Consider the following 19,305-nt stretch of genomic DNA (forward strand, 5'->3'; position numbering starts at 1 on the left):
TACTTAGAGAAATGTGTCTATCTCCTAGAATTTCAACCATATCGTTTAGTGTTGCTAAAACTCTTCTTGGTGATTCGTAGAAAATAAATGCGTGCCTGGCCTCCTGAATTTCTCTGAGAAATTCTCTTCGTTTACTTTTTATTTTTGGAATGAAACCAAAGAAGGTAAAACTCGATGTCGGAAGGCCTGATATACTTATTGCTGCTATTGCAGCGGTAGGCCCTGGGATACTAATCACATCGATTTCATTTTCAGAGGCATCTTTAACGAGTCTAAATCCTGGGTCAGAGATGCCCGGGGTGCCGGCATCAGAAACCAAAGCAATACTCCTGCCGGCTACTAATTGCCTCAGAAGCTCTTCCGCCTTTTCTTTCTCATTGTGCTCGTGATAACTCGTAAGGGGTTTTTTGATCTCATAGTGAGAAAGGAGCGTTCGGGTATTTCTAGTGTCTTCACAGGCGATGAGATCGACTTCTTTCAGAATCCTGATGGCCCTTAGAGATATATCCTCAAGATTCCCAATAGGCGTTGATACAATATAAAGCTTTCCTTTCATTTGCATCCTGCATCATGCATCTTGCATCCTGTATCGTTCTATGGCGGAGGGCGAGGGATTCGAACCCCCAAGTCCTTTCGGACGCCGGTTTTCAAGACCGGTGCATTAGCCGTTCTGCCAGCCCTCCAAATCCTATCAATCTAGGGGAGATTATACATAAATGATCATTGAATTGTAGCGGGGTCGATTTTTTAGTCGTCGGGCGGGCTTGGAAACCCTGCCTATCGAAATGATGATGGTAAAAAAAAGCCAGGGGTTTCGCCCTGGCTTTTTCAAATTCTTGCCTATAAAGATAGAAGGGCTTGGAGCCCTTCTATCTTTTTTATATTTACTTCTGCCCCTTCATCTTTCTCCTGATCGCCCTGAATCCAATCGCTAGTGCTGGAACGAGCGGTATCAGTAAGTTCGCCATCGCGGTACCTAGCTGTATCGGAGCAGCTCCAGCAATTGATGAACAACCATTCTCGTTACCCTGGTTCGCCGATAAACAAATACCTATGTCAAAATCATTGAAGTCTTGACACGTTTGTCCTGCCGGGCAATCAGAATTATCTCGACACCCTATAATACACACATTACTCTCACAAATTTCTCCAAGTGGACAATCTATATCATCTTGGCACTCCGGAGGTGTGGGTGTTGGTGTGGGTGTTGGCGGTGTTGGTGTAGGTGTTGGTGTGGGTGTTGGCGGTGTCGGTGTAGGCGTTGGTGTTGGTGTCGCTGTCGGTGTCGGTGTCGCTGTAGGCGTCGGTGTCGGTGGTTGACAGGCTGCAGCTCCTGAACAATTTGGATCCGCGCAGTCTGTCAATGCATTTATCTGTGGATTGTTATTGATAAGGTCAGCACAGTTATTGAAGGCCACGCCTTCCTGACAGTCGAGCGAGTTGAAGCAGAGGTCGTTGTTACAATCCACCTTGCCCTGAGCATCAGCAGTATCTTGACAGCCTTGATTTATGCATTCGGGCGTGAGCGCACACTCTGGCAACTTACAGTTGTCTGTACAGGGAAATTCCTTGAACTCAAGTGCCCCTATGTCTGCTGCAAACTGCTGATTACATCCAATAAATGCACATTCATGAGGAGTCATTTCCTTGTCTCTATCTACTCCTGCGTTTGTCGCCATGTCAACAGCGGGAGAAAAGGGAGTTCTCAGATGATAATTTCTCGCACCAGGATTCACAAAGAGAGGATCAGCGCCGAATTTATTGTTAACATTCGTTTGAAATATACATCCCTGGCCTATAAAAAGGTCCGAGGGAGGTATAAACACGTTTGTATTGTTAAAGTTTATCGTAGGACCGACAATGCAATTTTCCAGGTTTAAATTAGCCCCAAGAACACCACACCAAATGTCTCTACCTTCAAGACCAAGCAGATTTATCGGCTGTACGAGCGTGGGGGCATCATTGAATCTGATAATTGAGTTAAGGAGAGTAATGTTAGATGGTATAATGGCAACAAATACGCCTCCACCCTGTCCATCGGCAGAGTTATCAGCAATGGTTGCATGATTTACCAAAACATCGGCTCCATCCGTAACACAAATCCCACCTCCATTGGCCGATAGGGGATCGCCGAACGCTATATTCTGAGCAACGCAAACATTCTGAAATTGAGCGTCTGTAATTAATCCAGGTAATAATCCCTTACCGATATTTATTCCCCCGCCGCCGCATGGAAGATCCGTTAATGCATCTATTTCAGCTTCATTGCCAAGTATATCACTATCCTCAACGGTAATCTTACCACCACATCCAGGAAGTAGGCCAGCAAGGCATCTATTTCCCACGTTGATCCCTCCTCCGGGATTAAATGCCTTATTGTCGTTGATTCGCGCCCTCCTTATATCCCCCAGGGCTAACTCAGTTACGTTGTCGAGATTATCAAACGAGATCCCTCCGCCACTTCCAACTGAGATATTTTCTGTAACGTCAAAATCGAGGCCGTCAAGGAATCCCCCATGACCAATGAAAATCCCCCCACCAGATCCTTGAGAAAGCACTCCGGGATTCCCACTATTCGCATTATTGTTGCTAATCACGGTCCTTGCAGCACCCACCAGTTTGTCCATAGGATTTCCGGGAAATCCTATGGTAACCCGACAGTCGGTAGCGTACACACCTCCCCCTCTACCGGTACCGAGTAGATTCGAACCAGCATTGGCGACATTGCCATTTATGACTGTTGGGAAAATAGTACCCGTTCCATCAAATATCCCATCACCCGTAGGTTTGAGAATAAGATCTGATTCACCCCTGCACGCAAGACCACCTCCATCGCCTTCATTAGCCTTGTTTTCAAGCAAGAAATCAGACTCCATTGTCAGTATCGAGTCGTCGGTAGCAAAACAGCCACCACCACTATCATCGGCTATGTTCTGCGATAAGACATTCCCATAAAACGTAACTACACTTGCTTTCGTATAACAACCGCCACCATCTCCACTGCCGTCTGTCCCGGCAAGATTGTGAAAAATAGTGTTTCTGACAACCTGAAGTGATGAGTCCTTGCTATTAATACCTCCGCCATTGTCCTCGGCCTGATTATCCTTAACTAAAGTGTCAACCATGAACACCTCTCCAAAATCGTCCATAAACACCCTAACGATTTGTATGCCGCCGCCGTCATATGCATGATTTCCCTGGAGCTGTGAGTTCATGATGTTGAGCGTTGAATCTACGACAAAAAGGCCTCCCCCATCTCCACTGCCCCCGCCTCCAAATTCTACTATTTCGTTATTTCTAATATCGCAGTTGTCTATCTGACCATCTGACTCTAAGATCAGACCACCAGCACCACCTATACTCTGAGTTAGAGCGGTATCCGTAAATGAAGCGTCGTTATTCTCGACAACGCATCTATCGAATTGAGTGCTGCCTACTAATTCGCATTCAGTACAATCACACCAGGCAAAACCCCCGCCAGATCCAGGCACCGCCCTGCACGAGTTGATGTCGAGGTCGATCCCGGTGAATCCGCCCGTTCGGGTTACGAGTAGACAACCTCCGGCGATTATAGTATCACCATTGCCATTGTCATCTACACATAAGTCTCCGTCCGACTGGGCATTTCCAAGATGTAAAATTAAACTGTCCAACGTTATGTTCGCCGAATCCTCGATGATTACGGCTCGAGTGTTAGTGTCTCCGGCCACGAAAGTTAGATTAGACGGAGACCTTGAACCGTTTGCAAAATTACTGCCTGGAAGAAAGCCGCCAATGACAGACAGGTTGCTAAAACTGCCTATGCCAAATGGCCCGTAGCCGCCCGCCTCGACCCTGATCTGGTCTCCATTAGCGGATGGCACTCCATTAATTGCGAATTCTATCTCTCGACACGGCGACATTGGATTAGTACATGGGTCGTTTGCATCGCTGCCGGAAGCTGATACAAACTTCGTCCCAGGGACAGCACCAGCAAACGATTCGGAAGCAAACAGCACAAATACAAAAAATATAAGAAAGATAATAGATAAAGGAACGAACCTACTGATATTTGATTCTGATTTTAACATCCTGCATCCTCCTTCAGAGTTTTTTCAGTTATCTCACCCTCAACTGTGGACAAAGCTCACAGATTACTTCACATTTTAAACCTATTTTGAGACCTTTGTCAATACCTTTTTTGTTTTTTGTCATTTAAAGTTTGGACGTGAGCAGCCTATGAATTAAAGGTGTTCACTTTGAAAATCTAGCCAACACACCTTTTTAATTCCAATAATCCATACGAGAAATCGAAAGGGAAAATTTTCTCTTTTATAACGCCGAGAGAGGAGTATGGAAATCTTTCAATTAGCATTGTTCTTTTCTTCATTTAGTAGCTCTTCGACATGATTTCTCAGATTATTGTAGTTTCTTGCGCCTATGACATTGGCCGCTTGCAGCTTATTGTCGTTTCTGGTCTTACCGATAAGTAGAGAAGGAACCGTGCCGATTCCGTTTTCTACTCCTGCCTTCTTCTCCCCGAGGATTTGAGATTCATATGTCTTCTCACTGACGCATTTTTTAAAATCGCCTAATTCTAATCCTGAGTCCTCAGCATACGCTATGATCTTGTCCATATTCAGATTCTCTGGATTTGTGAATACAAACTCCTGGAACTCCCAGTATTTCCCTTGTTCTCCTGCACACCTAACGGCATTGGCAGCAGGGATTGCCATGCCGTGGGTTTCCCTTGGAAAATTCCTATAAATGTACCTAACCTTACCAGCGCTTATATAATCATTATCAAGCTTAGGTAACACTTCATTGTGAAAATGTCTGCAAAAAAGCGACTGGTAGTCACAATACTCAATCAGTGTAATGGGTGCATTCTTATCCCCCTTCGCGTAATCAGTTTGCTCGTCAATAGTGATCATCTTCGATCTTAAGGGTACTCCAGGCACGCCAATCGTAGGTCTCTTTTTCAACTCCTCAACAGAAGATGACAATTTCTCATTTTCAATTCTCATTTGTGACAACTCTTCCCCGAGGTTTGAAATTCTCAGGTAAGCTCCGATGGCGAGAATTAAACTTAGAAGAGCCAGAACCAGGGTAAGGATAAATAGATTTCTCATGATAGAAATGCTATTTTATATACAATTCATCTCAATTGTCAACAAGAACAAAGTCTTAGCCCGATACACGGTTCTTAAAACAGGGGCGAAGCCATATGAAGGAAATGTCATTTGGGTAAAGACCTCACCTCTTTGGTCGCGGTACGGTAACTCTCAGCCCTTCCGATGTCCATTACCTCGCGCTACGCTTCCGGTTGACCATCAAGCCGCCGGTCGAGCGGGGTTAGAAAACCCCGCCTATCGTTTCTGCTAAAACCAACAACCCTATCACACTGAGTAGTGAGCCTTGAGCTTAGTCGAAAGGTCGAACTATCGAAGTGTGACTCGACGTATTGACTATCCTCTGGTTGTGGCCTTTCGAAAATATCATGCTGCCAATTCGAAGATTCTCTTTATATGATTCTTGGGTATTTCAATAGGCTCTATTCTATCGTCTATATTCTCTCTCCACCGTTTAAACTCATATCCGTAGACCGCACATCTTAGCAGCGATCTAATGTGTTTATGCATAACAATAAGTATTGTTTCGTTTGGATAAGAGAGGGCTATGTCTTTAATAGTTTTTACTATTCTTTTCTGGGCCGATTGTATCGTCTCAGTTCCATCGGGTATTGGCACAGACGTGGGGTCTTCTTCAAACCATTTTTTGAAATTAGAGTCATATAATAATTCTTGAATCTGTTTCCCATTCCAACTTCCATGATCGATTTCCTTAAGGCCAGGATTTATATGAAGCGGTATTCCAAGATGATCTGCGTAGGTTTTGGCCGTTTCGTATGCTCTTTTCAATGGACTGCTAATGATCCTCTGTATGCCTAAACTCTCAATTAGGGGTAGGTTAGCGTACGCTTCGTCTCGTCCCTCTTTGCACAAAGGTATATTGGATGTTCCGACGAGCCGCTTTTCCAAGTTCCATTGTGTTTTACAATGACGCGCTAGGTAGATTCTTGGAGGGTGTTCGAGGGTATACATTTGTAGTTAATTAGTGATACGATTTATCAACTAAGCTAACTCAAGATAATCAATGAAGTTTAATATCTTAAGGGCCTACAATAAAGGCTATTAGAATTATAATAAAATCTTTTATTACTGAGCGCTTCCAAACTTATATTTTGACTCTTTAAGCTGAGGGAGAAATCGTCCGCCAAGCATAATTGAACCCTGTTTTGTGCCTTCTGTTAATCTCGATATCAAATACTCCGTGTTTGGTCCTAAGATGTTTACACCATGATCAGATTCTACTAAACAGAGTAATTTCATCTCTGATCCGTTCTGGTTTGCGAGCTCATAAACACAAGAATAGTTTAAAAGTGCAGCTTCCACAGTTCCACAAGGCATGGATGGGTTAGTCTCACCTGCGTGATATTCGTTTTGTTTGAACCACGCTGGGTCCGGATATCCATGAAAGTGAAGGATCGGCATACCTTCCTTAATCATGTCATGGGCATAAAGTGCTGCTGAAAGTGCCTGTGCAAGGATTACATATGTATCAAAAGATGGTCTGATATCCCTTCTATTAAGATCAATGCCAACAGGTGTTTGTAGAAACAGCTTCCCCTTCACTAATCCTATTCTTACAATATCTGAGTTTGGATCTAAATTTGTCTTATCACTTCCCGATCTTGATGTTAAAATCCAAATATCAGGAACCTGTTGATAAATGAGTTTCTCTCTCATAACAGTTTTTATGAATAATCTACCGATTTCGTTTTGCCTAACTATTTCGCCGTTCACTCCGTCCAGTTTCGATAATTTTTCCCATTCTTCAAACGTTAATTCTTTGGCACCTTCGTATTTGGGTGCTTCTGCAATTGCTATAAATCCATAAGATACGCCTGTTCTCCCCTCAAAGATCTTTTGGACTACGTCCCTATGAGATAGTCTGGTAATTTTGTCACTGAAACTTGAACCCTGAGGGAATAAGTCGGTATGTTTTAAGTTTCTTCCCAAATTGGCTAATTGAAGCGCATACTCAGATTTTCCCGGGTCGAATTCACCTTTTATAAAGCGATTGAGCACTGGAGGCTTAATTGGCGCGTAAATTTTGGGAATAAATGAATTCAACATGAATTCATCAAGTTGCGCGACAGAAAATGTGGAATCTGAGAGATTCATATTTATAATTGAGATTCTTTCTTCTGAAACACCAATAACGACTTCTGACATTGTTCTAATTATATTCTGTAATCCGATGCTTATCTTTCTCTCGTATGGCGTGTTTGTATCCGCAAACTCGTCGTTTAACGGCATTAGGGTTACGACCTGAGTATTGAAAGGATCCTGAACGTGCTTTTTTGTAAGGTCGTCAGCCCATGCACTGGCCTTTATAATTTCGGTTACTGACTTATTAGGAGAACGCAAAAGGTAATATATTGTTTCCGCAAGATTACTGAATAATTTTCTTGTCTTTGAATAAGGCCTATCAACATCAATAACCGCATTAATATTTCTTTTGATCTTTCTTATTCTTAAGATTTTTGAAATGAGGCCATCTGGCTCAATGTCGGATGCCTTGTTCCACTGTATTACATGGACACCGCTTTGAGTAAGCTTCTCGTATAATTTGTATCGAAAGTCAATGATCGTCTTGTTTGCGTAACCCTTAGGAAGAGGTCTAAAAGTAACTCTGACCTTTTCGGCCATCTGTTTCGGATCGCGAGGATCTACCAGATCCTTTTGGACAGGCATCCCTGCCAAACTTATTATCGTTTCCAGGTCCAGATCCGCCAATTCGGCCATTCTAAATTATCCTCCAAAACATCACCTGCATGAACATAACTATCTCTCCAATAATTTTGAGAAAAGCTTAAACTGTATAACTGTAAACTATTTTTTTTACATCATCAACTTATGCTAAAATTTTTAATATTTCTCACTTGGCAAAAAATACATTAGGGGGCTGTGAATTAAATAAATCTTTTGGATTGTGGTTAAGTTGTGCTCAGTTATAAATTGCAAAAGCTAAGACGCGATTCGCATCGTGTCATATTCACCCAAGCCTTTCATCATTAAATCTCGAACAAGACTCTCAAGCTCTTCTCTCCCAGCTTTACCTTGGGGCAGACTTTTTACATCTATGGCAGGAAAAATTTTCATTGACATCGTACCGGGTTTTATCGACAGGGAACCTTTGGGCATAATTTCGTATCCACCTGATATCACCACTGGTACAACAGGTATCCGAGCGAGCAAAGCTATTATAAACCCACCTTTTTGGAATGGAAGGAGCTTTCCATCGGGGCTTCTTGTTCCCTCGGGAGCTAATATCACAGGGGGTCCGTTTCTGATTTGTTTTGCGATATTTTTAACTTGTTCCGTATCCCTCTTCGATCCATCTCGTGCGACAAAATATTGACCTGTAAGTTTTGATACCCAACCAACGAAGGGAATCTTTGCCACATCATCCTTCATGATTGCTCTCCACTCTATAGGCAGAAACCCGCAATAGAAGGGAATATCAATTGCGCTTTGGTGATTGTACATGATTACACAGGGCTCATCAGGAATGTTATCAAGACCTTCGATCCTAACCTTGATCCCGCATCCTCTAATAAGACAATATCCCCACGGTCTGGTTGCGTACTTTATCACGTGCTTTGGGGCTATTATGGACAGAATTACACCGAAACTACCTATTATAACGGTTACTAGAAAGACCACGATCCAGCAGTATATTGTTGTAATTAATCGATATGCTTTCATCAGGTATTTATTGGAAAGTAACTACGATCCAGGTGGGTTTGTCAAGATTTTTACTGCAATTAATCTTTATTTTATGGTATTGTGAAGTAACAATTTTTTATAGTAAAATCGAATAAAATTCTTATTGACAAAGATTAGTCTAACTGATGATCGTAATTGAAAAACAATTGAGAATTCTCACCTGTAATCTTTTCTACTCAATTTCAATCTATGGATAAACTTGGACATTCTAATTTTGAACCGCCTTCCTCCATAAATTATTACATATTGATTTTCATTATATTTTTAACTTTCGGTTGTGCGCAGGGCTTTCCAGAGTTAAATCCCTCTAAGGAGACATCAACCGCTCCAGGCGCAGTGTGGAGGCCTCACACCGGAGAATATTCTGAGTTTTTCCCGACTGAGGAATTGGCTGGAGTGCCGTCTGAATTAGGAGAATATATTAATGAGTTGACACTTTCCCAATTAGTTGATGTTGCTCTTGTGAACAATCCGACTACTATACAGGCATGGGAGCGAGCAAAAGCTGCTGCGGCTGCTTGGGCGGTGGCACGTGGGATATATTATCCGCAGATCGACGGCTCTGCAGAATATGCCTATAATAAAGGTGGAGGCGAGGCTAAGGGTCTGAATAGATACAAAGAGCAATATGGACACGTCGGTGCCACGCTGAACTATCTCCTCCTGGATTTCGGTGGTCGAAGTGCTCAGTCCCAGGCTGCACGTCAAGCACTATATAATGCAAACTGGAATCATAATCAGGCGATACAGGATGTGCTGTTGAATGTAGCTTCGGCGTACTATAAGTATATTGGTAACAAGGCTCAGACTCGCGCTGATGAAGTGTCTTTGGAGGAAGCCAAGATTAGTTTAGAAGCTGCAGAGCTTCGGCTTGAGGCAGGCGTGGGGACGCTTCCTGATGTATTGCAGGCTAAGGCGACAATGGCGCAGGTGCAATTTGATCTTGTGGCCGATAGGGGTGCAGTGGAAACGTCTCGCGGAACGCTGGCAACTGCGGTTGGTTGGTCTGCGGACACGGAATTTGATGTCGCTGATGAGCCTTCGGAGCTGCCGCTCAAGGCTCTACAGCAAAACGTAGAGGATTTGATTGTCACCGCAAAGAAGAACCGCCCTGAATTTGCAGCAGTTGAAGCTTTTGTCTCACAAAGGGAAGCAGAGCTTCGTGAGGCACAATCTAATCGGTTTCCGCAGCTGTTTGCCGTTGGACAGATCGCAAGATGGTGGGTTCGTCCTGACGGTCTCTCAAGTGATTATTTTACCAACTACTTAGTCGGTCTTCAGCTTCAGATCCCGATCTTCCAAGGATTTGCTCTAGTTAATGCAGTTCGCGAAGCACGCGCGAATTTAAAGGCTGCTCAAGCTGCCTTGCTTGTCGAGGAACAGGTGGTGATACAAGATGTCTGGAATGCATACTATAACTTCCGAACAGCCGCCCAACAGCTAGAGGCGAGCGAAGTACTCGTGGCCAGCGCTAAAGAGTCTTACGATGCATCTCTTGCACGCTTCCGCTCTGGGGTAGGGGATATTGTGGAACTACTGAATGCTCAAACCTTGCTGGCTGAGGCGCGGGCAGAAAAGGTTCAGTCTAGAACAAGCCTGTTTACTTTTTATGCAGAGCTAATACATGCAATAGGGGCAGAAATACCTTCGATAAATAATGGTATTACTAACGCCGATCCTAAGAGTGGTCCTGGAATTGAAAATGAGTAAAAACTCTTTATCGTTTAAATACTATGGCCTAAATTTAATCTTCATATCAATTTGTTCTATGATCCTGTTTTCCTGCGATAGAAGAAAAGATTCGGGCGCTCCCCCTGCTACCGTCGTAACAGTGGCAGAGGCTATGAAGGAACCATTCCCGTTTACCTTAGCTATTTTGGTAATACCCAGTCGGTAAGACTCGGTAGGTATTAGTGTGCTTTTTACTTTTTAATTAGGTTCATTCCGTTTCCAGGAGGTCATGACCTCTTGGGGCTTCAATTAATGTAAATGTGTATATCAAAGCAATCAGTTTTGATCTTATTCCAACTGAGTTGTCTAATATTGACAATGACATTTAAGTCCAGCGCTGACGATCCTCCGGATCGGAATCTTAACAATAATAGTAAGTTAGCAAACTTCCTCGACTCCTGGTCAAAAGAGGATTATTTTACAGGAAATTGGGGAGGGTTAAGAGAGAAACTCAGTGATATGGGTGTTAATTTTTATGGATATTACGAAACTGACATTCTGGGAAATCCACTTGGCGGAATTAGAAAAGGCGTACAATATTCAGGTGTTTTAGATGTATTTTTGGATTTGGATTTTGGAAAATTACTTCATATTAGTGGGTTGAAATTCCGGATTTCTGGCGCCTGGTCATCTGGTCGTAGCCTTTCTGCAAGAGATATTGGAAATTTTTTTGACGTTTCTAACGCTTTCAGTGGTAATGCGATAAGGCTCTATCAGCTTTATATCGAACAATCGCTGTTTCGGGACAAGCTAAATATTGCAGTTGGTAGGATTGGTACAGGTGATGAATTCATGACTTCCCCACTTTTCAACAATTTCGTTAGCCTGGCCTTTAATCAAAACCCTATCAGCATTTTTTTCAACATACCATCTTTCACCGTAGATCCATTCTCGACTTTAGGGGTCAGGATAAAGGCCTCTCCAGATAAGAGATTTTATACGATGATCGGAGCTTACAATTCAAGTCCCGCCGCTCTGAGGGACAGTGTTCGTGGACTGGATTTTGGATTTGAGAAGGGTGCCTTGTTAATAGGTGAGCTAGGTTATCTACCTAACCAAGAAGGGGATTCAAAAGGTCTTCCCGGCACTTACAAGATTGGGGGTTATTATGATACTGGCGGGTTTGATGATCTGTCCAATGCTGATGATGAGTTGAGGGGAAACTATGGTTTATATTTACTCATGGAGCAGATGGTTTATCGGGAAGGAGGACCCGAGAGCCAACAAGGGTTAACACCTTTTGCAACTGTTACCTTTGCTCCTAAGTCGGAAATAAATACCTTTCGATTTTTTTTCTCTACGGGGTCCGTATACAGAGGACTTTTTCCTGGACGTGATGACGATAATACATCATTCGGTCTTGCCTACGGAAAGTTCAGTAAGAAACTAAGAAACCAAGGCTTTGAAATGGCGTTCGAGTTGACACACATGTTTGTCGTGACACCCTGGTTGAGCATTCAGCCTGACCTTCAATTTATCGTTCATCCTGCCGGAACGGGAGATATCCCAAACGCTTTTGTTCTAGGAATCGAGTTGATTATTGATTTATAGAGCATATAAATGGGGTCATTGCTTGACTTTGTACTTTCTAAGCAATTTTAGGAGTTTTAGGTCGGTTTTGTCCATTCTCTCAATCTCTCCCTGTATCTTTGAAACCCTAGTCGTCGATATGCCAAATTCCTCTGCCACAGCCTTGAGCTCCAGATTCGCTATCCTCCTCAACAAATAGACGGCAGCTTTATATGCCCTAGCATCTCTTCGATCCATTATTTCATCTAATGAAACAAAATATTCGCTTCCCACTGTGTTAAGTACCTCAATTTTCGTCGGTCTCGTCGGTACTGTCTGTGTTATTGGCACATTATTTATACTTTCCTTATTAATTCGACCATCCATATCCTCCAAAAATCCCTTACGCCCCAACCAGATTTGTCCCTTTATCTTCTCCCATGGGCTTGGCCCACCAATTCCGTCCAATACGAAGAGTCTGTATTGAGCGCGCGCCTCTGTTTCATCATGACTAAATAGCTCCAGAACCCCCTTTGTATCCAACCACCTCGGCCCCGCTCTCAGACCAACTGTACTATTAAAGCTGCTCCATTCCCATTGCTCAGGCTGATCAACAATACCAGCCCTTACGGGATTCAAAACTACATATCTGCAAAGTTCCAGTAAATAACCCTCACGTTCAACGATTAGGCTCTTGTATCTGCCCTGAAATAAATGGCCATGTCGCCCATGTTTCCTATTAAACATCTGGGAATAAACGGCATTAAGTCGTCTCATTCCAGAGACTAAATTGCCCTCGGGTGTCTCGATAACTAGATGGTAATGATTGTCCATTATACAATAGGCATAACATTTCCATCTTTTCTGTTCTATCTCCTTGCCGGTTAGATCAAGAAAATCCCTTCGATCCTCCTCGTCTAAGAATATCTCCTGCTTGTTATTCCCGCGTGAAGTAATATGATATAGAGCACCTGGAAACTCTAGTCTCAATTGTCTTGCCATAATAATATGAAAGTATACACCCAGTACAAAGTCAAGCAATGACCCCATATGCCTAATATTGAAATCGATATTCTCCTGTGTGATAATGACAGATTATTTACATCCCTGACGCAATTTTATGGAGGAAATTTAGATGGCGATCAATAAAGATGGCATATTGAAGGGGCAACGAGCACTGGTGACCGGATCTAGCTCTGGCATAGGAAGGGAGGTAGCAATAGAGCTGGCTAAGGCTGGAGCATCTGTGGTTATCAACTATAGAGCCGGTGGTGATAGGGCCCGGCAGGTGGTTCAAGAGATAGTGGATGCCGGAGGAGAAGCTATAGACCTGCAGGCTGATGTGAGTAAAGAGGATGAGGTCCAGAGTATGTTCAAGGAGATGGTTGATGCTTATGGAAGCATCGATATACTGGTTAACAACGCAGGTATGCAAAGAGATGCTGCGTTTCAAGAAATGACACTTGAGCAATGGTACGCGGTGATATCGGTAGATTTAACGGGTCAGTTCCTATGTTCCAGGGAAGCTGTTAGAGAGTTTTTAAGAAGAGGGATAGTCCCAGAACTGTCCAGCGCAATGGGGAAGATCATATGTATGTCCTCTGTGCATGATTCCATACCATGGGCTGGGCATGCAAATTATGCCGCATCTAAGGGGGGAGTCAGTATGCTCATGAAAACCCTTGCCCAAGAGCTTGCCCCCAATCGTATCCGTGTAAATGCCATCTCTCCTGGCGCTATAAAGACTGATATAAATAAATCGGTATGGGATACTCCAGAGGGCATGAAGGGGTTGCTAGAGTTGGTTCCATATGGTCGTATTGGAGAAGTTTCCGATATTGCTAAGGCTGCGGTTTGGCTGGCTTCTGATGATTCTGACTATGTAACAGGGGCCACAATTTACGTGGACGGTGGTATGATGCTTTACCCTAGTTTTAGGACAGGCGGTTAGTTTATGAGACAATGATATTCAATCAGTATATATAAGCTGAAGATAGAAATTCTAATTGATAAAAATGAGTAAGAAAATTGAGAAACTCGAAGCCGTTCTGGCTCTAAGGGCAGATGCAATTGTTGGTGAGTCACCTGTATGGAGTACTAGTGAGAATTTGTTGTATTGGGTTGACATCACAAGAGGAGTGATTCACCGTTATAATCCAAAAAATGGTCTCGATGAGAAATTTAGAGTTCCTCAACCGGTCTCTGCGCTAGCGTTGAGGGAAAGGGGAGGGTTGGTGTTGGCTTTAAGGGATGGGTTTGCATTTTTTGATCCCCTGAGCGGAGAATTAGAGATCATTAACGATCCTGAGGAGAACCTTCCAGACAACCGATTCAACGATGCTAAATGCGATCCTCAGGGTAGGTTTTGGGGTGGGACTATGTCGAATACACACTGGAACGAACCTTCCGGGAGTCTTTATCGCCTTGATCCCGACCTTAATGTTACGAAGATGAGGAGCGAGGTTGTTTGTTCCAATGGCATGGGTTGGAGTCCAGATGGCAAAACAATGTATCACACGGAGAGCTTTCGCTACGCTATTTATGCTTTTGATTTCGACCCATCTACTGGTGATATTTCTAACCGTAGGGTGTTCGCGACCGTCGATCAGAAAAGCGGGGCATTCCCGGATGGGTTGACTGTTGATGAGAATGGTTTTGTTTGGAGTGTCCATAATGTGGTGGGTAAGGTGGTGCGCTACAGTCCTGAAGGCATGATCGTCTCAGAGATCGAAGTTCCAGTGCCCCGACCGTGCGGTTGTACTTTCGGCGGAGAGGATCATAATAGGCTTTACATAACAACAGCGAGAGAGACCTTAACTGATGAAACGCTTAGAGAGATACCACTCTGTGGAAGTGTTTTTGTGGTTGAACCGGGGGTTAGAGGGTTTCCTGAGCCGCTCTTTAAAGGTTAAAAGAATAATGACGGAAGAATTTTCAATCCCAGGTAATGAGTGGTTAAAATTCTCATCGATTATACTGGGATTTCTACTGATGTCGACCATAGTATTATGGTCCTGAAGTTAAGTGCTAACTGAAGAGATTATTGATGTCATCTATTGAAGCAGGTGGTAGTTTTGCAACCCACATGTTTTCTTCGACATGGTTCATTCTACTCATACCTACGAGCGCTGACGTAATTCCAGGAGTCGAGCGGACAAATTGAATCGCCCTCTGCGCATCGGTATCTAAGTCCCTTAAGTGTTTCACGATAAAGTCGGGAAGTTTTTCGGTTAGTTGTCTTTGTAACAGAGATGAACTTGCGATAACCGTCACACCTAACCTGCGGGCTGACTCAATCACAGTAAGCATCTCTCCGTCCAGACTCTGATTTCTCAATATTAATGGTTCCGGCATTGCTAGGTTAAATGGAAGTTGTATCACTTTAAAGTGATGTTCTTTGCCAGCGATCTTTTCAGCTAAATCAACCAACTCCGGCAGGGATAAAGAGCTATCATATTTTGCTTCCTGTCTATAACCGTTCCATGTGGCAGTACCATACATCCTAATTTTTCCGTCCGAGACTTTCTTTTCTAAGAGTTCAAAAACACTAGCTATGCATTTATTGAATTCTTCCCTGGAAAGTTCTCGTAGTTGTTCTTCGGGATTATGCAGATAATAAATATCTATTGATTCAAGGCCTAAATTTTCAAGGCTGGTTTCAAGCTGATTGTCGATGTATTTTGTGGTCATACAATGCATTCCGGATACCATATCATCAAGGGTAGCAATTCCCGGTTCTAAAAAGTTTTCATCAAAGTACTTTCGCATGTCTGAGGGGGGTTCGGAGTCGAAGGGAATATAGCCACCTTTTGTTGCAACAATTAGCTCGTCCCTATTAAAATTCCCCTCGTTAAATACAGTTTCAAGGGCAGACCCTATTGCACGCTCACTCCTTTGGAATCTGTAATTTATTGCGGTGTCGATGTGATTACAACCCAGACCTATTGCATGTGTTAATGCGTTTTGATAACTGATGTCAGTTGCATCATCATGGTTTCCAAGGTACGAGCCAAAACCAATGGATGAGATCCATAGATCCTGAATCTTCCTAAAGTGGTCGTGGCTGACCCGGTCTCCTAACTTTTCCCTATAGCGAAGAGTCCCTTCTTTTGTGGCGTATTTTTTCATTTTGTCTATTTCATAAAAGTTACGAATCTACATGAATTATCAAGGCTTTATTCAATTGAAGGAGATACGAGAGTATTAATTCTGCATCACCAAACTAACATTACCCTTTTACAATTCTATGAGAATTCGTAACGACGAACCAATGCTCTCTGGATTAGTTTCTTAATCCAGTAATATCGCCATGAGATAAAGTGACTATTTAAGTTACTTTGCTCTTAAGGTAGATTAACCTGAGAATCCAGTATGGGTTTTCCCAGCGAGGAACTTGCCTAAACTCTACTTAGTTAACCTTACTTACGTTGCTGGCTTGGAGTCCCTTGGGGCCTTGAATCACTTCAAACTGAACAACATCACCTTCAACTAGGGACTTGAAGCCAGACGACTCAATTGCGCTGTAATGAACGAAAACGTCATCACCGCCGTCCTGCTCTATGAATCCATAGCCTTTGGATTCGTTGAACCACTTTACTTTACCTTTATGCAAAAGTCTATCTCCTTAAAAAAAATTTAACAAAAAAATACATTTGTTTATAACTTTGTCAAATTTCAGGTCTCTTAGGAGCAAATATGTCCTTGTATTTCTATTGACATATAAACTTCGACTATATAGCCTAATTACCAATTAGAAGTTTTTTTAAGATCTTGATCTGAGGAGGTATTTACATTATGGCACAGGAAAGGCCTGGAGCTGTGAAGATGAAGGGGAATCCTGTTACTTTATTGGGTCCAGAAATAAAGGTTGGTGACAAGGCTCCGGATTTCAATGCGATTGAAGCCTTGGGTTCTCCCCCAGTCACATTGGGTAGTCTGAAGGGAAAGGTAAAGGTATTTAATGTAGTCGTGTCTGTTGACACACCTGTTTGTGATGTTCAAACAAAACGTTTCAATCAAGAGGCGGCAAGCCTTCCCGGTGATGTGGAAATTCTTACAGTCAGCATGGATCTTCCATTTGCGCAGAAGCGTTATTGCGGGGCAGCAGGAATTGATAAGGTGAGGATGATTTCCGATTATCGCGATGCAAATTTTGGGGAGGCTTATGGAGTATTGATTAAGGAAAACCGGCTTCTAGCTAGAGCCGTCTTTGTAGTAGATAAGAACGATACGGTTCAGTATGCTGAATATGTAGATGAAGTAACACACGAGCCAAACTATGACGGGGCACTTGCCGCGATAAAGAAGGTTGCTTAAGAATCAATTATCATTCGTCAAGGTGGAGCCCTGCATCAAAGGGCTCTATCGATCCTGTTCCAAATGTGAGATTATTCTTCAGAGTTTTTAATTAATTGATTTTTGATGTATCATTAGAAGAGATAAATAGTGTATACAAAGGAGAGAATGTCATGGGGCTTGGAGATATGTTGTCAAAGATATTTAATAGCGAGGGTATTAAAGAACCAAAATCTAGGGAATGGGACAATTCCGTACCCCCAGTTGAGAATATCGACGATAAGAAGGGTGGGTCCCCAGAAGGAATAGTTTTAAAAGACAGACCTGTCGTCGATCATGAGGGAAATCTGAGTTCGCCGTCGACTGCAAACGAAGGTGGATCCGTGACCGAATCTGGAGGGGCTAAGAGGGATTCGACCAATGAGGGTTCGACTCCTGCCGAAGTTACTGAGGAAAACGTCTTAGAGGTACTGAGCGGTGTATACGACCCAGAGATTCCTATAGATATCGTGAACCTGGGCCTTATATATGGTGTCGATATAGAAGACGGAAATGTTCATATAAAAATGACTATGACTGCTCCCGGATGTCCGTCTTCTGCAGAAATTGCTGCGGAGTCAAGGATTCTTATTGAAGAGCTGCCCGGAGTGAAATCGGCTACTATTGAGATTGTTTGGGATCCGCCATGGGACCCGAGCAGGATGAGTGAGGACGCAAGGCAGAGTATGGGTCTTTGATTCTGCATGAAGCTTGTCAAATTGGTATCTTTAACTTTTTAACATTATCCAATCAGTTATATATTCCGTAGTGAAAGTTAGAATGATGCATGATTCACGATACATGATTCATGATGAAAAACGGAAGTAGAGAGTTTAATCGTGCATCTTGAATCCTATATCCTGCATCCGTATCGTAAACTGTGTATCGGTTTCTAAGCGCAATTTAGCGTTTGTTGCTCACTGGTTGTAATCTCTCAAAATGTCCAATCTTCCCAAAGGAATCTTTGTTACTGGAACAGATACCGGTGTTGGTAAGACTGTGGTGTCGGCGACAATCGCCTGGACACTGCAGCAATCTGGTAAAAGGGTTGCAGCGATGAAGCCAATCCAAACAGGCGCAGGGGAAGATGGACTATTGGATATTGAGTTTATTCAAAAGGTTATGGGGACTAACTATCCACTCGAAGCCGTTTGTCCGTACAGATTTCCAATGCCACTCGCACCTCTGGCTGCCTCCAATTTAGCGGGAGAACGAATAGACATTGAAAGAATCAAGTCGGCTTATTTTGATCTAAGCTCACGGCACGAGATAGTGATTGTTGAAGGAGCCGGCGGTTTACTTGTTCCTATAACAGAGACCTATTTCATGTCTGATTTAGCACATGATTTAGAGCTTGGTCTCATAATCGTAATTAGGCCGGGCCTTGGAACTTTGAACCACACTCTCCTTACCCTTGAGTATGCGAGATCGCATGGCTTGAATATACTTGGATTTGTCATCAATAACTTTCCTGATAGTCCTAATCTAGCAGAACGAATGAATCCAGAGTTATTGCTTAAACTTACAGGGGAGAAGATTCTGGGTGTAATCCATCATGATCATGAGATCAGCATAGAAAGGGGGAATGTAGGTAATCTCATCGAGACATCGGGAACCACATTAACACACGATCTTGGGGGAACATTCTTGGTAGAGGATTTTATCTCAAGGCTTTGATCTTTTCTCTATTAGATTACGTAAAAATCAATAAGCCATGGGCAATCGTCCAGGTGTCTTAAAAAGCATTTAATAGTGATAAACTCGAAAACCGCCTGCTGCAAACATGTTGTCCGAATTTTTTTGTGTTTAGGTCAATATCTCGCATATACTTACCACCTTGCATTGATTTCCTCTTGAAAAAACTTGACAGAATATGTCGATGTGATATACATACTAT

The 19,305-nt window shown here is 42.9% G+C and carries 16 protein-coding genes and 1 tRNA gene; 7 read left to right on the forward strand and 10 right to left on the reverse strand.

Annotation, left to right across the window (positions count from 1 at the left end; all coding sequences use genetic code 11):
- The 7 genes from rsmI to VGA95_09885 form a co-directional block, all read right to left on the reverse strand.
- A partial coding sequence (gene rsmI, locus VGA95_09855; GenBank protein ID HEX9666844.1) for a 16S rRNA (cytidine(1402)-2'-O)-methyltransferase occupies window positions 1-556 on the reverse strand: 556 nt, incomplete at its 3' end.
- 41 nt (window positions 557-597) lie between these two features.
- A tRNA-Ser gene (locus tag VGA95_09860) sits at window positions 598-683 on the reverse strand.
- Between the two features lie 201 nt (window positions 684-884).
- On the reverse strand, window positions 885-4,070 hold the full coding sequence (locus tag VGA95_09865) for a hypothetical protein (GenBank protein HEX9666845.1): 3,186 nt from the start codon (window positions 4,068-4,070) through the stop codon (window positions 885-887).
- Between the two features lie 273 nt (window positions 4,071-4,343).
- Window positions 4,344-5,111, reverse strand: coding sequence for a thioredoxin domain-containing protein (locus VGA95_09870; GenBank protein HEX9666846.1), 768 nt, complete (start codon window positions 5,109-5,111; stop codon window positions 4,344-4,346).
- 366 nt (window positions 5,112-5,477) lie between these two features.
- Entirely contained in the window at window positions 5,478-6,083 is a 606-nt protein-coding gene (locus tag VGA95_09875; protein HEX9666847.1) for a histidine phosphatase family protein, read from the reverse strand.
- Between the two features lie 114 nt (window positions 6,084-6,197).
- Window positions 6,198-7,850, reverse strand: a complete 1,653-nt coding sequence (locus VGA95_09880; protein HEX9666848.1) for a hypothetical protein — start codon at window positions 7,848-7,850, stop codon at window positions 6,198-6,200.
- Window positions 7,851-8,072: 222 nt separating this feature from the next.
- Window positions 8,073-8,813, reverse strand: coding sequence for a lysophospholipid acyltransferase family protein (locus tag VGA95_09885; protein HEX9666849.1), 741 nt, complete (start codon window positions 8,811-8,813; stop codon window positions 8,073-8,075).
- 210 nt (window positions 8,814-9,023) lie between these two features.
- On the opposite strand from VGA95_09885, the gene VGA95_09890 reads away from it, so the two are divergent.
- Window positions 9,024-10,544, forward strand: coding sequence for a TolC family protein (locus tag VGA95_09890; GenBank protein HEX9666850.1), 1,521 nt, complete (start codon window positions 9,024-9,026; stop codon window positions 10,542-10,544).
- Window positions 10,545-10,883: 339 nt separating this feature from the next.
- A complete protein-coding gene (locus VGA95_09895) occupies window positions 10,884-12,116 on the forward strand; it encodes a carbohydrate porin (GenBank protein HEX9666851.1) in 1,233 nt (410 codons plus the stop codon).
- A 15-nt stretch (window positions 12,117-12,131) separates the two neighbouring features.
- Here the strand turns inward: VGA95_09895 and VGA95_09900 are convergent, their stop codons facing one another.
- Window positions 12,132-13,076 (reverse strand): transposase, encoded by a 945-nt coding sequence (locus tag VGA95_09900; GenBank protein HEX9666852.1) that lies wholly within the window; start codon window positions 13,074-13,076, stop codon window positions 12,132-12,134.
- Window positions 13,077-13,209: 133 nt separating this feature from the next.
- On the opposite strand from VGA95_09900, the gene VGA95_09905 reads away from it, so the two are divergent.
- Both VGA95_09905 and VGA95_09910 read left to right on the forward strand, forming a co-directional pair.
- Complete coding sequence (locus tag VGA95_09905; GenBank protein ID HEX9666853.1) at window positions 13,210-14,025, forward strand: SDR family oxidoreductase; 816 nt, start codon at window positions 13,210-13,212, stop codon at window positions 14,023-14,025.
- Window positions 14,026-14,089: 64 nt separating this feature from the next.
- Entirely contained in the window at window positions 14,090-14,986 is an 897-nt protein-coding gene (locus VGA95_09910) for an SMP-30/gluconolactonase/LRE family protein (GenBank protein HEX9666854.1), read from the forward strand.
- Window positions 14,987-15,101: 115 nt separating this feature from the next.
- Here VGA95_09910 and VGA95_09915 read toward each other — a convergent pair whose 3' ends face one another.
- The gene (locus tag VGA95_09915; GenBank protein ID HEX9666855.1) at window positions 15,102-16,202 is read right to left on the reverse strand and encodes an aldo/keto reductase; all 1,101 of its coding nucleotides are present in this window, start codon (window positions 16,200-16,202) and stop codon (window positions 15,102-15,104) included.
- 280 nt (window positions 16,203-16,482) lie between these two features.
- Window positions 16,483-16,686: a cold-shock protein gene (locus VGA95_09920; protein HEX9666856.1), complete on the reverse strand. Its 204-nt coding sequence runs from the start codon at window positions 16,684-16,686 to the stop codon at window positions 16,483-16,485.
- Window positions 16,687-16,868: 182 nt separating this feature from the next.
- On the opposite strand from VGA95_09920, the gene tpx reads away from it, so the two are divergent.
- From tpx to bioD, 3 genes are all read left to right on the forward strand, one after another.
- Window positions 16,869-17,390 carry a thiol peroxidase gene (gene tpx, locus VGA95_09925; protein HEX9666857.1) on the forward strand — a complete coding sequence of 174 codons (522 nt, stop codon included), beginning with the start codon at window positions 16,869-16,871 and terminating at the stop codon, window positions 17,388-17,390.
- A 95-nt stretch (window positions 17,391-17,485) separates the two neighbouring features.
- Window positions 17,486-18,106 carry an iron-sulfur cluster assembly protein gene (locus VGA95_09930; protein HEX9666858.1) on the forward strand — a complete coding sequence of 207 codons (621 nt, stop codon included), beginning with the start codon at window positions 17,486-17,488 and terminating at the stop codon, window positions 18,104-18,106.
- A 241-nt stretch (window positions 18,107-18,347) separates the two neighbouring features.
- Entirely contained in the window at window positions 18,348-19,085 is a 738-nt protein-coding gene (gene bioD, locus VGA95_09935) for a dethiobiotin synthase (GenBank protein HEX9666859.1), read from the forward strand.
- Window positions 19,086-19,305: the final 220 nt, after the last annotated feature.

It is taken from the genome of Thermodesulfobacteriota bacterium (assembly GCA_036397855.1).
GTDB lineage: Bacteria > Desulfobacterota_D > UBA1144 > Nemesobacterales > CSP1-2 > DASWID01.